This is a genomic window from Pseudomonas sp. MS646 (assembly GCF_036693845.1).
Lineage (GTDB): Bacteria > Pseudomonadota > Gammaproteobacteria > Pseudomonadales > Pseudomonadaceae > Aquipseudomonas > Aquipseudomonas chlororaphis_E.
Map to the genome: position 1 here is coordinate 5,104,543 of NZ_CP144763.1, position 14,045 is coordinate 5,118,587.

General features: G+C 62.8%; 16 protein-coding genes and 1 riboswitch. Of the genes, 9 read left to right on the forward strand and 7 right to left on the reverse strand.

Features of this window, described 5'->3' with window-relative positions; translation table 11 throughout:
* Positions 1-44 precede the first annotated feature (44 nt).
* Positions 45-959: a glycosyltransferase family 2 protein gene (locus V3H56_RS22465; protein WP_042730747.1), complete on the forward strand. Its 915-nt coding sequence runs from the start codon at positions 45-47 to the stop codon at positions 957-959.
* Entirely contained in the window at positions 956-1,576 is a 621-nt protein-coding gene (locus V3H56_RS22470) for a CatB-related O-acetyltransferase (RefSeq protein ID WP_042730746.1), read from the forward strand. Before V3H56_RS22465 ends, V3H56_RS22470 begins: the two co-directional genes overlap by 4 nt.
* A gap of 42 nt (positions 1,577-1,618) precedes the next feature.
* On the opposite strand, the gene V3H56_RS22475 is transcribed toward V3H56_RS22470, so the two are convergent.
* Positions 1,619-2,248, reverse strand: coding sequence for a LysE family transporter (locus V3H56_RS22475; RefSeq protein ID WP_042730745.1), 630 nt, complete (start codon positions 2,246-2,248; stop codon positions 1,619-1,621).
* Between the two features lie 298 nt (positions 2,249-2,546).
* Here V3H56_RS22475 and V3H56_RS22480 point away from each other — a divergent pair, with 298 nt between their 5' ends.
* From V3H56_RS22480 to V3H56_RS22490, 3 genes are all read left to right on the forward strand, one after another.
* Entirely contained in the window at positions 2,547-3,512 is a 966-nt protein-coding gene (locus V3H56_RS22480) for a 2-hydroxyacid dehydrogenase (RefSeq protein ID WP_338473882.1), read from the forward strand.
* 33 nt (positions 3,513-3,545) lie between these two features.
* Complete coding sequence (locus tag V3H56_RS22485) at positions 3,546-4,544, forward strand: class I SAM-dependent methyltransferase (RefSeq protein WP_042730743.1); 999 nt, start codon at positions 3,546-3,548, stop codon at positions 4,542-4,544.
* Between the two features lie 50 nt (positions 4,545-4,594).
* Positions 4,595-4,715: riboswitch (yybP-ykoY riboswitch) on the forward strand.
* A gap of 90 nt (positions 4,716-4,805) precedes the next feature.
* Positions 4,806-5,390: a TMEM165/GDT1 family protein gene (locus V3H56_RS22490; RefSeq protein ID WP_042730742.1), complete on the forward strand. Its 585-nt coding sequence runs from the start codon at positions 4,806-4,808 to the stop codon at positions 5,388-5,390.
* 124 nt (positions 5,391-5,514) lie between these two features.
* On the opposite strand, the gene V3H56_RS22495 is transcribed toward V3H56_RS22490, so the two are convergent.
* Positions 5,515-6,330, reverse strand: a complete 816-nt coding sequence (locus V3H56_RS22495; protein ID WP_042732196.1) for a M48 family metallopeptidase — start codon at positions 6,328-6,330, stop codon at positions 5,515-5,517.
* Positions 6,331-6,544: 214 nt separating this feature from the next.
* Here V3H56_RS22495 and V3H56_RS22500 point away from each other — a divergent pair, with 214 nt between their 5' ends.
* Positions 6,545-8,683, forward strand: a complete 2,139-nt coding sequence (locus V3H56_RS22500; protein WP_042732195.1) for a methyl-accepting chemotaxis protein — start codon at positions 6,545-6,547, stop codon at positions 8,681-8,683.
* A 306-nt stretch (positions 8,684-8,989) separates the two neighbouring features.
* On the opposite strand, the gene V3H56_RS22505 is transcribed toward V3H56_RS22500, so the two are convergent.
* Genes V3H56_RS22505 through V3H56_RS22515 form a run of 3 tightly spaced genes read right to left on the reverse strand, consistent with a single transcriptional unit; the run spans position 8,990 to position 10,103 of the window.
* Complete coding sequence (locus V3H56_RS22505) at positions 8,990-9,613, reverse strand: SOS response-associated peptidase (protein WP_042732194.1); 624 nt, start codon at positions 9,611-9,613, stop codon at positions 8,990-8,992.
* Between the two features lie 35 nt (positions 9,614-9,648).
* On the reverse strand, positions 9,649-9,909 hold the full coding sequence (locus V3H56_RS22510; protein ID WP_042732193.1) for a DUF2007 domain-containing protein: 261 nt from the start codon (positions 9,907-9,909) through the stop codon (positions 9,649-9,651).
* Between the two features lie 11 nt (positions 9,910-9,920).
* Positions 9,921-10,103 (reverse strand): CPXCG motif-containing cysteine-rich protein, encoded by a 183-nt coding sequence (locus V3H56_RS22515; RefSeq protein ID WP_042732192.1) that lies wholly within the window; start codon positions 10,101-10,103, stop codon positions 9,921-9,923.
* A 139-nt stretch (positions 10,104-10,242) separates the two neighbouring features.
* Between V3H56_RS22515 and V3H56_RS22520 the strand changes: the two genes are divergently transcribed.
* Positions 10,243-11,409, forward strand: coding sequence for a 1-acyl-sn-glycerol-3-phosphate acyltransferase (locus V3H56_RS22520; protein ID WP_042732191.1), 1,167 nt, complete (start codon positions 10,243-10,245; stop codon positions 11,407-11,409).
* A 175-nt stretch (positions 11,410-11,584) separates the two neighbouring features.
* Here the strand turns inward: V3H56_RS22520 and V3H56_RS22525 are convergent, their stop codons facing one another.
* Positions 11,585-11,869 (reverse strand): hypothetical protein, encoded by a 285-nt coding sequence (locus V3H56_RS22525; RefSeq protein ID WP_042732190.1) that lies wholly within the window; start codon positions 11,867-11,869, stop codon positions 11,585-11,587.
* 201 nt (positions 11,870-12,070) lie between these two features.
* Here V3H56_RS22525 and V3H56_RS22530 point away from each other — a divergent pair, with 201 nt between their 5' ends.
* Positions 12,071-12,277, forward strand: coding sequence for a hypothetical protein (locus V3H56_RS22530; RefSeq protein WP_003185312.1), 207 nt, complete (start codon positions 12,071-12,073; stop codon positions 12,275-12,277).
* A 127-nt stretch (positions 12,278-12,404) separates the two neighbouring features.
* On the opposite strand, the gene V3H56_RS22535 is transcribed toward V3H56_RS22530, so the two are convergent.
* Entirely contained in the window at positions 12,405-12,989 is a 585-nt protein-coding gene (locus tag V3H56_RS22535; protein ID WP_047735960.1) for a YajG family lipoprotein, read from the reverse strand.
* A 205-nt stretch (positions 12,990-13,194) separates the two neighbouring features.
* Between V3H56_RS22535 and V3H56_RS22540 the strand changes: the two genes are divergently transcribed.
* On the forward strand, positions 13,195-13,428 hold the full coding sequence (locus V3H56_RS22540; protein WP_042732368.1) for a hypothetical protein: 234 nt from the start codon (positions 13,195-13,197) through the stop codon (positions 13,426-13,428).
* Positions 13,429-14,045 lie beyond the last annotated feature (617 nt).

Genomic DNA, 14,045 nt, shown 5'->3' on the forward strand with positions numbered 1-14,045 from the left:
CCCATGGACGAATAAAGATTGCCGCCTGGCCATTACGGAGAACAATGAGCACTGAACTAGCGCCTCCCCAGGCCACCGCGTCGCAAACGCTGCCGCTGGTTTCAATCGTGGCGCCTTGCTATAACGCCGAGAAGTACCTGGAAGAGGCCATTCACAGCATCTTCGCGCAGGATTACCCGAACTACGAAGTCATCGTGGTCGACGACGGCTCGACCGACAACAGCCTCGCAATGCTCCGGCAGTTGCAGCAGACCTATGACTTCCAGCTCTATTCCCAGGCGAATCAAGGCGTCAGCGCCGCACTCAACCATGGCCTGAAATACGCCAGGGGCGCGTATGTGTCGACGCCGGACCTCGATGACGTGATGTTGCCGCACTCGCTGCGCGTGCGCGCGGACTACCTCGACCATCATCCCGAGACGGGGTGTGTCGGCGCGCTGATCATCTACATGAACAGCAACGGCCAGGCCATCAAGGAACAACGCCGCACCACCACCCGGGTCTACACCTTCGACGACATCCTGCGCGAGGCCGTGGTGATTGGCGCGCCAACGGCGCTGTACCGCATGAGCGCCCTGCGCAGCGCCGACTTCTATGACCCGCTGCTGCGGGTCCAGGACTTCCAGATCACCCTGCGCATCGCGCACCAGGGCTATGAAGTCCACGAGTTGCCCGTCACGGTCACGCGTTATCGACGCCACCCCGACAACCTGTCGCGAAAGTACAAGTTGATGCTCGAAGCGGACCTGGCGGCCATCGCCCCCTATCGTGATCATCCCGAGTACGAATCAGCCCGCATCGTGCTGATTCACAAGGCACTGAAGTACGCCGTGGTGGAAGACAAGAAAGACGCCTGGAAACTGCTGCGCAGCATTCCATGGCGTCACTGGAACAAGACCAGCCTGCGGCGTTTCCGGCGGCTGCTGCTGTCACGCTCGACCGTGAGGTCCGGTTCGTGAAGTTTTTGCAGAAGCTCAAGGAGCGCAGGACCCGCAAGTACCTCAAGCGCCTGGAAAAGCTCGAAAGGGCCCCGGAGAAAATCCGCCTGCGCTACCCCCGGTATCAAGTCGGCGTCGGCACTTATGGCATCCCCGAGGTGACCGAGTTCGGCGACGACACGGTGCTCAAGATCGGCGCCTACACCTCCATCGCCAACGGTGTGAAGATCCTCCTGGGGGGTGGGCATCGCATGGACTGGGTCAGTACGTTTCCTTTCCCACTGATGATCGACGAGGCCAGGCACATTCCCGGCAGCAACCCGACCAAGGGCGACGTGGTGATTGGCAGCGACTGCTGGATCTGCGCCGAAACGATGATTCTCTCCGGCGTGACCATCGGCCACGGCGCTGTCGTGGCCGCCGGTGCCGTAGTGACGCGTGATGTCGAGCCCTACGCCGTTGTCGGCGGCAACCCTTGCCGGTTCATCCGCTGGCGCTTCGAGGAACCGGTGCGCCAGGCCCTGCTGGCGTCAGCCTGGTGGGAGTGGCCACTGGAGGAGGTCAAGGCCATCTCGCCCTTGCTGTGCAGCGACGACCTCGAAGCATTCCTGGACTACGCCCGCCGACGCCAGGCCTGATGGGCAGATCACCCCGGGCATGAACCCGGGGCATTCAGCGGCTCAATGCATTTCGGTGAAGGCCAGTTTCACGCCAATGGCAACGAGCACCGCGCCCATGGTGCGGTCGAACCAGTGGCCCATGCGCGCGAAACCGGCACGCACCCGTTGCTGGCTGAACAACATGGCCACCAGACAGAACCACACCGCGGTCGCGACCGCCAGGTACACGCCATAGCCGGCCTGGACCGCCAGCGGCGTGTGCGGGTTGATCACCACGGTGAACAGCGACAGGAAGAACAGCGTGGCCTTGGGGTTCAGGCCATTGGTGATGAAGCCTGCGGTAAACGCCCCGCGAGCGCTGCGCTCGCCGACTTCCTTGTGCAGGTTTTCTGCGGTGGGCTTGGCCGGTTTCGCCCGCAGCGCCTTGAAGCCGATGTACAGCAGGTACGCGGCGGCGGCCCATTTGAGCGCGTTGAACAGCACGATCGATTGCGACACGATCAGGCCGATGCCCAGCAACGAGTAGCCCACGTGCAGGAAGATCGCCGTGCCCACGCCCAGGGCCGTCCAGGTCCCGGCACGCCGGCCGTGGGTCACGCTTTCGCGCACCACCACGGCAAAGTCCGGCCCGGGACTGGCGACGGCCAGCAGGTGGATCAGGGCGACGGTGAGGAATTCGGTGAGGTACATGGGGGCTCCTTGGCTAACTCAATCTCGAAATGAACATCTACTTTATGGCGAGTGTGATCCGTGGCGAGGGGATTTATCCCCGTTGGACTGCGAAGCAGTCCCAAAAAAGCTTCAGATATGACTTTTGTCTGACACACCTAGCGTTCAGGTTTCAGGGCTGCTTCGCAGCCCAACGGGGATAAATCCCCTCGCCACAAAGGAACTTCATGAGCCCTACACCGAGCGAGGTCGCGGCCACACCACATCTGATAGGCTCGCCACATTACGCCTTCGGTTCCAGACATAAAAGGTACAGCTGATGACAAACACCGCCCGCGCCGTTTTCCTCGATCACCCGTCCCTGGACCTCGGCGACCTGGACCTGGAGCCGCTGCGCAACTGCTTCGACACGTTGCAGTTGTTCGCCCGCACCTCGCCGGAGCAGGTGGCCGAACGGCTCAAGGGCGCCACCGTGGCGATCACCAACAAAGTGGTGATCGACGCGGCCGCGATGGCCGCCAACCCCGGATTGAAGCTGATCCTGATCAGCGCCACCGGCACCAACAATGTCGACCTGGTGGCTGCCCGCAACCATGGCATCACCGTGTGCAATTGCCAGGGCTACGGCACGCCGTCGGTGGCCCAACACACGATCATGCTGTTGCTGAACCTGGCGACACGATTGGCCGACTACCAGAAAGCGGTTGGTGCAGGACGCTGGCAGCAGGCTTCGCAGTTCTGCCTGCTGGACTACCCGATCGTCGAGCTGCAAGGCAAGACCCTGGGTCTGCTGGGCCACGGTGAACTGGGCAGCGCCGTCGGGCGGCTGGCCGAAGCTTTCGGCATGCGGGTACTGCTGGGGCAGATTCCCGGACGCCCGGCCCGTCCAGACCGCCTGGCGCTTGACCAGTTGCTGCCGCAGGTCGATGCCCTGACCCTGCACTGCCCGCTCAACGAACACACGCGAAACCTTATCGGAGCCCGCGAGCTGGCCCAACTCAAACCCGGCGCCTTCGTGGTCAACACCGCCCGCGGTGGCCTGATCGACGAACAGGCCCTGGCCGAGGCGCTGCGCAGCGGCCACCTGGGCGGTGCCGCTACCGACGTGCTGAGCGTGGAGCCGCCTAGCCAGGGCAACCCCCTGCTGGCGAGCGACATCCCGCGCTTGATTGTCACCCCGCACAATGCCTGGGGCAGCCGCGAGGCGCGGCAGCGGATCGTTGGGCAAATGTGCGAAAACGCCCAGGGCTTTTTCAGCGGTACAGCGCGACGGGTCGTCAGTTGATAAACTGCCGCACTTTTTTTCAAGGAGCAGACCATGGACCCGCGCAGTGAAGTACTGCTTCGTCAGGCCGAGTTATTCCAGGGCTCGGTGCTGCTGGCCGGCTTGCCCGCCGACGACCTGCTCGGCCGCCTGCCCGACGCCCACGGCTGGTGCTGGCACGCTGGCGATCAGGCAGCGCTGGACGCGCGTTTCCCACAGCGCAGCCACTTTGGCGTCACCGTGCCCGAACGCGGGTTCGACACTGCCGTGGTGTTCCTGCCCAAGGCCAAGGACCTCACCGACTACATCCTCAACGCCGTGGCGGCGCGCCTGGCCGGCCGCGAGGTGTACCTGGTCGGGGAAAAACGCAGCGGCATCGAAGGCGCGTCCAAGCAGCTCAACCCCTTTGGCAAGCCGCGCAAGCTCGACAGCGCGCGGCATTGCCAGTTGTGGCAGGTCACCGTGGCCAACGCCCCCGAGGCCAAGCCTCTGGAAAGCCTGGCCCAGACCTACGAATTGCCCCTGGCCGAAGGCCCGCTGACCGTCGTCAGCCTGCCCGGCGTGTTCAGCCACGGTCGCCTGGATCGCGGCAGTGCACTACTGCTCGAACACCTGGACAAACTGCCCGGCGGCCATTTGCTGGACTTCGGCTGCGGCGCCGGCGTGCTGGGAGCCGTGGTCAAACGACGTTATCCGCACAACACCGTCACAATGCTGGACGTGGACGCCTTCGCCGCCGCCAGCAGTCGCCTGACCCTGGCGGCCAACGGCCTGGACGCCGAGGTGCTGACCGGTGACGGGATCGACGCTGCACCGATGGGCTTGAACGCGATCCTGAGCAACCCGCCATTCCATGTCGGCGTGCACACCGATTACTTCGCCACGGAAAACCTGCTGCGAAAAGCCGCGAAACACCTGAAAAACGGCGGCGAACTGCGACTGGTCGCCAACAGTTTCCTCAAGTACCAGCCACTGATCGAAGAGCACTTGGGTGCCTGCTCGATCAAGGCTGAGGGCCAAGGGTTTCGCATCTACCAGGCCAGGCGCGGCTGAGGCTTTTTGGAAAACAACGCTTGCCCTATCGGATTTGCCTAGGCAGAATCCGCTCCGTCCTAGGGGAGTAGTCTCCCGCGAGCGCCCTGCTCGCCCGGCATACGTCAACACACTTGGTCAGCAGACCATGGCGTATGCGGCCCAAGCGTCCACGCAGATGGTCGCTGGGTTTGACAAGACCTATGACACGCACACCTTACCCGGGGCGGGAAGGCTGTACGTGTCATAGCCGTGTCGACCCGCCCCTTTAGGAACTACCTGATGCTGGACTCATTTCTCGTACCTACCGCCATCGTTGCGTTGGCCGAAATCGGCGACAAGACGCAATTGCTCGCGCTCATCCTCGCGGCACGCTTTCGCAAACCCTGGCCGATCATCGCCGGCATCATCGCGGCAACGCTCGCCAACCATGCGGCCGCCGGGGCCGTGGGGGCCTGGGTGGGCAGTATCTTCTCGGATGCGGTCTTGCACTGGATCCTGGCGGCCAGTTTCGCGGCCACGGCGCTGTGGACCCTGGTCCCGGACAAGCTGGACGACGAGGAAACCACCACCGCCCGCACGTTCGGCCCATTCCTGACCACGCTGATCGCGTTCTTCCTGGCGGAAATCGGTGACAAGACGCAGATCGCCACGGTAATGCTCGCTGCGCAGTACCCGGAGCTGTGGCTGGTGATCATCGGGACCACCCTGGGCATGCTGATTGCCAACGTGCCGGTGGTACTGGCCGGCAACTTCGCGGCCGAGAAACTGCCCCTGAACCTGATCCGCCGCCTGGCCGCCTCGGCCTTCTTCGTCCTGGCGGTTGTCGCGGTGTACAAGGCGATGCAGAGCAGCGGGTGGGTTTAAAGAGGCGTTGTGGCGAGGGAGCTTGCTCCCGATCGGCTGCGCAGCAGTCGCCAGTTGGGCCTGCTGCGCAGTCCAGCGGGAGCAAGCTCCCTCGCCACAAAAGCACATCAGCGCATCGCGCGGGTTACTTCTTGGCCTGCTGGTAAAGCGGCATCACCTTCGGAATGGCCGCCTGCAACGAAGCGATCCGGCTGCTAGACGCCGGGTGCGTGCTCATGAACTCCGGCGGCGCGCCTTCCGAGGCCTTGCTCATCTTGTTCCACAAGGTGATCGCGGCGTTCGGGTTGTAACCGGCGCGGGCGGCGAGTTCAAGGCCGATCAGGTCGGCTTCGTTCTCGTTGGCGCGACTGTTGGGCAAGGTCATGCCATAGTTGGCCACGGTGTCGGCCAGCGCCAGGCTGTCCTGGCCCAGGCCGAACAAGGCACCGGCGCCCTGCTTGGCCATCTCGATGCCGTAGGCCTTGGACATCGCCTCACGACCGTGCTCGCGCAGGGCGTGGGCGATTTCATGGCCCATGACCGCAGCGATTTCATCGTCGGTCAGTTGCAGCGAATCGATCAACCCGGTGTAGAAGATGATCTTGCCGCCAGGCCCGCAGTTGGCGTTGAGCTCGTCGCTCTTGATCAGGTTCACTTCCCACTTCCATTGCGCCGAGTCCGGACGGAACACCGGCGCCTGGGCGATCAGTCGGCTGGCAATGGCCTGCACGCGCTTGGCTTCATTGCTGGTCTTGTCCAACGCACCCTGGGTGCTCGCCTCGCCCACTGTCTTCTGGTAGGACTGGGCATACATCTGGTTGACCTCGTCGGTCGACAACATGCTGAACATGTACTGCTTGCGCTCCACGCCCACGGCTCCGCCGCTGGTGGTATTCACCGATTGGCAACCGGCGAGCAGAAGGCCCGCGCCCAGTACACTCACCATCAATGTCTTGTGCATATAAGAAGCTCCCTGGAAACGTGGGCGTATCCTAGGCGGTGATTTGTATCGGCGCCAGATACATCACGACGGATTACAATTTTTCGCACACCCCCCACCCTGTCCATTTGCGACACCCCCCCCTCCAAAACAGTCATCCGACGAACAGCGCCTTATGCCGGGGCGGCCAAACGCCGATACAGGTTCCAGACGTCATCCTGCGTCCGGAGCCTTTATGAAATTCAAATCGATCCAGTTTTCCGTGGCGGCCCTGGCGGGTGCCATCGTTCTCAGCGTGGTCGGCGCCCTGGTGCTGTACGCGTTGTTTGCGGGTGCCCGCACCCAGGAGATGGTGCAACAGCGGACCAAGGCGCAATTCGAACAGCTCATCGAACAGCGCCTCAGCGCCCTGGCCCGAACCCAGGCCAGCTTGATCCAACGGGAACTGGAGGCGCCGCTGCAACTGGCCAAGGGCCTTGCCACCACCAACGCCCTGATGGGCATGAAGGGCGCGGACGGTAACCCGTCCTTGAAGGTGCCCCGCGAGCAGATGATCAGCCTGCTGCGCGAAACCGTGGTGCGCAATCCCAAGGTCTTGGGCGCCTACATCGCCTGGGAACCGAACGCCATCGATCACGACGACGCCAACTACGCGAACAGCCAGGTGGTGGGCATGGAAACCAACGGGCGCTTCCTGCCCTGGTGGTTTCGCAACCAGGACGGCACCCTCGGCCTGGAAAAACTCGCCGACGTGACCGACCAGAAACTGCTCTCCACCGGCATCCGCGCCAGTGAGTACTACCTGTGCTCCCAGGACAGCCGCAAGGCCTGCGTGATCGACCCGGCGCCCTACCGGGTTGGCGACACCATGACCATGCTCGCCTCGTTCATCGAACCGATTCTCATCGACGGCAAGTTCCAGGGCATTGTCGGGGCCGACCTGTCGGTGAACTTCATCCAGGACATGCTCGTGGCCGCCGACGGCAAGCTGTACGACGGCGCCGGGGAAATGGCCCTGCTCTCGAGCAACAACCGCTTCGTGGCCTTCACCAAGGACCCGAGCAAGCTCGGAGAGAAAGCCAGCGACCTGCTCGACGCCAGCGAACTGGACAACCTGGGCAAGCTCGGCAACGGCGAAGTGCGCTACGACGTCGATGAAGAACACGGGCATATCGAGGTGTACATGCCATTCGGCATTGGCGAAACCAACGCGCGTTGGACGCTGATGCTGCAACTGCCGCTGAACGCGGTGATGGCCGACCTGCAAGCGTTGCAGAACGACCTCGACCACCAGCGCCAGGCGGATATTTTCGGCATGGCGATGGTGGGCCTGGTGATCGCCGGGATCGGCTTGCTGGTGATCTGGCTGGTGGGCCATGGCATTGCCCGACCGCTCAAGCAAATGGTGGCGATGCTCGATGACATCGCTCAGGGCGAAGGCGACCTGACCCGTCGCCTGGTGAGCGACCGCGCCGATGAGCTGGGCTCGATCGCCAAGGGCTTCAACACCTTCCTGAGCAAGTTGCAGGGGATGATCACCCAGGTGGTGACCTCGGTGCAGAGCGTCAGCGATTCGTCGGAACACACCGCCGACATCGCCATCCGCACCAACCAGGGCGTGCACAAGCAAATGTCGGAGATCGACCAGGTGGCCACCGCCGTACAGGAAATGACCGCCACCGCCCAGGACGTGGCCCGCAATGCGACCCAGGCCGCGCAGGCCGCCAGCCACGCCGACCAGGCCGCCAGCCAGGGCATGCAGATTGTCCAGGACACCTCCACGGCCATTGGGGCCCTGGCAACGGAAATCGGCAAGGCCGTAAGCGTGGTGCAGGCCCTGGCCAAGGACAGCGAGAACATCAACGCGATCCTCACCGCCATTCGCGGGATCGCCGAGCAGACCAACCTGCTCGCCCTCAACGCGGCCATCGAGGCGGCCCGTGCCGGTGAACAGGGACGCGGCTTCGCCGTGGTGGCCGATGAGGTGCGTAACCTGGCACAGAAGACGCAACAGGCCACCGAAGAAATCCAGGCGATGATCCAACAGTTGCAACAAGGCACCCGGGATGTGGTGCGGGTGATGGAAGACAGCCAGCACCGTACCGATGAAAGCGTGCAGCACGCGGCGAAGGCGGCCCAGGCCCTGGAGACGATCACCCAGGCGGTGTCGGTGATCAACGACATGAACACCCAGATCGCCAGCGCCGCGGAGGAACAGAGCGCCGTGGCCGATGACATCAACCGCAATGTGATCAACATCGGCCAGGTGGCGAATGAAGTCGCAAGCGGCGCGGACGAGTCCAGCGCCGCCAGCGCCGGGCTGACCAAACTGGCGGAGCAGCAGCGACGCTTGATCAATCAGTTCAGGGTTTAACAGAAAGCCCCTGTGGGAGCGGGCTTGCCCGCGAATGCGTTGGCTCAGCTTGCAAAGATGTTGGATGTACCGGCCCCTTCGCGGGCAAGCCCGCTCCCACAGTCATTCGGTTGGCCGCAGGATTAGTGTTCGCCACAAACCATTGTGGGAGCGGGCTTGCCCGCGAAGGCGAGGTGTCAGGCGATACTTCTTTGCCTGTTAGACCGCTTTCGCGGGCAAGCCCGCTCCCACAGTCATTCGGGTTGGCCGCAGGATTAACGTTCGCCACAACCCCTTGTGAAGAGGCCAGCCAATACACCAATGCCCTCAAGCCGGCGTCAGGCACTCCGGCCCATTGAGCTTCGGGTCATTGACCATGTTGGCCAGCACCCGCTCGCGCAAGGCGGCCGGTTCGCTGGCCAGCAGCCCTTGCAAGGCATGCAATGGCGTCTCGGGGTCTAGCCACTGGCGCTGGCCTTCTTCGTCCAGAATCAGTGGCCGGCGCTGCCCCGCCGCCGGCTGGGTGATGACCGCCGTGCTCAGCCACACTTGCTCCTGCACCGGATACGCCTCCCAGATCGCGGCGAAGAACAACGACGACCCTTCGCCCGGGGTCAACCAGTACGGGCGCTTGCGCGTGCCGCCGCGCCATTCATAAAAGCCGTTGGCCGGCAGCAGGCAACGCCGCAGGCGCAAGGCCTCGCGGAACATCGGTTGCTCGGCCACGGTTTCGGCCCGAGCATGGGCCGGGGTGCGGGACAGGTCGGTCAGCCACGGCGGCGTCAGCCCCCAGCGTGCCCGGGCCAGTTCCCGCTGGCCGTCGGCGCCGACACGCAGCATCAGCACCGAATCGTTGGGCGATATATTCCATTGGGCCTTCTGGTCGGCCGGAAAGCCGGGCAAGGCCGCGAAAGCGGGGTTCCAGCGAAACAGGGCATAACGTCCACACATGGGGCAACACAACTCTTTATCAAACGGCCGCCAGCCTAACAGACCAGCGTGCCGGGGTAGCTCTGCGGCTCATCGCCGGGCACGGGCATCGCCGCATTGTACGCAACGATCAACTCACGGGCGTATTGCGCCTGCTCGTCCTCCACCGCCAGCCCCAGCAAGCCTTGCATCGGCAACTCACCGACGCCGCCCACCAGGTCGCGGCCCACCAGATGCGCGGTGATGCCCTCGCTGGCGAGCATGCCTTGCAGCAGCTCGCCCTCCATCAGGTTTTCCAGCTCATAGATGCGTTGCATGGGCGCGCCCCTCAGTCGTTTTCGGCGTGGACCTCAAGATGCCATTCCTCGCCATGCACCTGCAGGACAAAGGTGACCGGCCGACAACAGACCTGACAGTCCTCGATGTAGTTCTGGTCCCCACCCGACAGGTCCACGGACGTCTCGATCTCTTCACCACAAGAGGGGCAATCATAAAGAGCAGTTTCCAGCATCGCGGGTCTCCCAGGTGACTTGTGCGTATAATCGCCGGTCTGTTTGCAGGGCTATTTTCGCCTGGCTTGTCTGCCAGGCCGTGCCCCGTCGTTTTTTAAGCGAACCTTTACTTACCCTAGCCGTTTCCAACAAGAGAGCATGATGGGCGAATTCGATGCCATCCGACCTTACGACGACAGTGAAGTCCCAGCGGTGCTGGCACGGCTGCTCGGCGACAAGGCGTTTCTAGATATCCTCACCCACTTCCGCTTCCCGCGCCTGGCCGGCGCATTAGGCTGGATGCTCAAACCCCTTATAGCGCAAAGATTGCGCCGTGAGTTCGCCGGTGTGAGTTCCGTCGCCACTTTGCAGGACAAGGTAGAGTTCTACGTCGACCACACCATCGAGCGCGCCACCGACGGCGTGACCTATACCGGCGTGGAGCAATTCAAGTCCGGCAGCGCCTACCTGTTCATCGCCAACCACCGCGACATCGTGATGGACCCGGCCTTCGTCAACTACGCCGTGTACCACGCCGGCCTGCCGACACCGCGCATCGCCATTGGCGACAACCTGCTGCAAAAACCGTTCGTCAGCGACCTGATGCGCCTGAACAAGAGCTTCATCGTGCACCGCTCCCTCACCGGACGCCGGGAAAAACTGGCGGCCTACCAGTTGCTGTCGGCCTACATCAACCACTCGATCCGCAACGACTGCGCCTCGATCTGGATCGCCCAGGCCGAAGGCCGGGCCAAGGACGGCGACGACCGCACCGAGTCGGCGATCCTCAAGATGTTCCACATGAGCCGCAAGGACGAGCCGTTCGGCGAAGTAATCCAGTCGCTGAACCTCACGCCGGTGTCCATCAGCTACGAATACGACCCGTGCGACCAGGCCAAGGCCCGCGAGCTGTACATCCGCGCCACCACCGGCACCTACACCAAGGCGCCCGGCGAGGACGACGTGAGCATTGCCAAGGGCATCACCGGCTACAAGGGCCGGGTGCATGTGAACTTCGCCGCGCCCATCACCGAATATTTCGAGGACACCAAGCAATTGGCCGTGGAAATGGACCGGCAGATTCTCGGCGGCTATCGGTTGTTCCCGGTGCACTACCTGGCCTACGCCCAATGGGCTGACGCCGACCCGCAATTGCAGGTGCCGACGGCGGCCGAGGTGTTTGGTGCCGAGGAACTGGCCAAGGCCGAGCAAGAGTGGCAACGCCGACTGGACGCTTGCCCGGCGGACTACCGACCGTTCCTGGTACTGCAATACGCGACGCCGGTGCGCAATCAGTATCGGGTCAAGGCGGGGTTGGCGTTGTAAGGCGGAGCGTGTCTCGACCTCAGGAGAAGCGCCATACCTGTGGCGAGGGGATTTATCCCCGCTGGGCTGCGCAGCAGCCCCCAGGATTGTTTGCTTATCCAAGCCTGGCGAGTGCTCCGCACTCGAACGGGGATAAATCCCCTCGCCACAGACAACGCCTACATCAATAACCTGATCAGTGAATCTGCGTGCTGATCCACGACACCAGCAACGCCAGCGCCAGGCAACCGAAACCGAACCGGTAGAAGAACCGGTTCATGCGCTGGGTCGCCAGGTCCAGCAGCGCCTCGAAGCGTTCCTCACCATTTCCGCTGCGTGCTTGCAGGCAGGCTCGGGCCCGCTGCTCACGGCGGCGCGTCGCATGCAGCACCCAACCGCCCGGGCAGGCGAACAGCAACGCGAGCAGGTTGATCAGTTTGGCGGGGTGGGCAGCGAACAGCGAAAACAGATGCAGCGACATCACGAACCTCAAGCGGAAATACGGACAGGACACGTCCGGGACCTACGAACAGGGCGCGGATTCTACCGAAAGCCTGCCGCCCTGGGCGGTTTTTTCCGACCTGTGGGGGCAAGGTCCGGGCGACCGATTAATTTGCCCCGTCACGGTTTCGTCATCTGGATAAGCCACCCTGTCGCCCTTCAAACCAGCCCGGACCCCATCATGCTTCACGCCGAAAACCAGGACCGCCTCTACCTCATCAGCCCCAGCGACGAACAGCAGAACCTCGTCGACAGCCTGTCCTTCAATGTGCAGGACCGACACTGGCTGGTGTATTGCGCCCTCGGCGGCCACCAGCACGCCGACCTGCCCGAGACCGACCTGCTGACCGGGATCAGTGTGCTGGAGTTCTATTCACAGGCCGCATGAAATCGCTCCTGCAAAAACACCTGTGGGAGCGAGCTTGCTCGCGATAGCGTCCGCACACCAACACATCTGTTGACTGACAGGCCGCTATCGCGAGCAAGCTCGCTCCCACATTGGGGATGGTTGACTTTTACTCAGCCAGCACCTGGCCAATGGTCGGGTCCTTGAACAGACGCGTCAGGGCATCGCTCAACACATCGCTGACCAGCTTGGTGTTGGTGTCCTGGTTGGGCGCCATGCCGAAGCGCTGGTCCAGCGACGCACCGTAGCGACCACTGTAGCGGCGGTTGGCATTCTGCACGTCGGAGCGGAAGGTCGCGCCGATGGTGGCTTCGGTCACGTACATGCCTTCCTTGGGCGACTGGTACTTGAGTTCGGCCAGGGTCACGGTCAGTTGCGGCGCGTTCAAAGCGTTCGCGGTCGGGGTGAAGCCTAGCAGGCGGACAGCGGCTTCAGCCTGGGCCTGCAGCTTGGGCAGGATCTGCGCGCCCTGCACCGTAATTACGCTGGTTTCCGGGTACAGCCCGCCACGGGTGCCGAGGGTCGGCGACGGACGACCGTCCACTACCCGTACCACCACCGGCTGGCCACGTCCTACGGGCGCCAGTTGGGCGTTGAGCTTGGGCTCGGGGTTGAGTTGTTGCGGGCTGTGGGCGCAGCCGACGAGGGTCAGACTGGCCACGGCGATCAAACCGAACAACAGGCGTTGCAACATGCGCTTCTCTCCAGAATCGGGCACGAACAGGCCGGCAGTATAGCGGTGCGCTCGGCCTTGGAACTAGCACCGCACGATGAATACTCAAATGTCTGACACGGGCCGGTAACCGCGGTTCCTGTCACCCCATTGTCACGGTCCTTACACCGCCATGTCATGGCCCGCTGTCAGGCTTGCCTCAAGCTCCCTGACCCGGTATCCGATCATGCGCTTGCTCATTTCCCTGTTCACACCGCGCCCTCACCACCGCAGCTTCGCCCTGCTCGACCGCAACGGTCTTTGCCAGGCGTTCAAGCAATGCAGCCTGCAACCCATGGGCGAAGGCTGGGTGGAAATCGAAGAGATCCGCCTCAACTGGCTGCACCAGCCACTGCCCGCCAGCGCCCGCGTGCAACCGGTGCGCGCTCGCGCACGCAACCGACAACTGTTGACCATCTGACCGGACGGCTAATAAAAGTCATTAATCACGACCATTTCCCTGCGTTTCTTCGATACAATCTCCCCCCGATTATAAGGACGTCTCCTGATCGGGCCCCGCAACGCCGCTGATGCGCAGGTATTGGCACCCCGCACCGCCCACAGAGAGCCGCCCACACAGATCGAGTGAAGCTGGCGCGCTTGCTGTTTCTCAAGCTATTGACCACTTTTCGCGCATCTGCAGAGCTGTCATTACGCTCGGTCACTGAGCTGTCTGCCCGTTTTGCCTGTCATGTAATACATGGGGGCAACCAAACCGGGCGCGGTGCCAGGCTGGGACAGCCCTTTTTTGAGGTTCACGTCTTCAAAAGAGCGTGAAAAAACGGGTTTTCACAACTTCACAAGAGTGTGGCGAGCAAATGAAGAGTTTTGCGTCTGAACAAGCACCATTAGCGTCTGAAACAGCCCAACGATACAGGACCGGATATCGCTCAAGAACCGCTGCCTGAAGCCTGTCCGCTACGGATTTGGTTGCGCTAACGGATGTCTCGGCCATAAGTCGAATTGCCTGCCCGGCGCTTAAATGAGTTCATGTGACTCTGTAAGGCCAGGCTGCATGCATCCGCAGTAGTTGCGAAA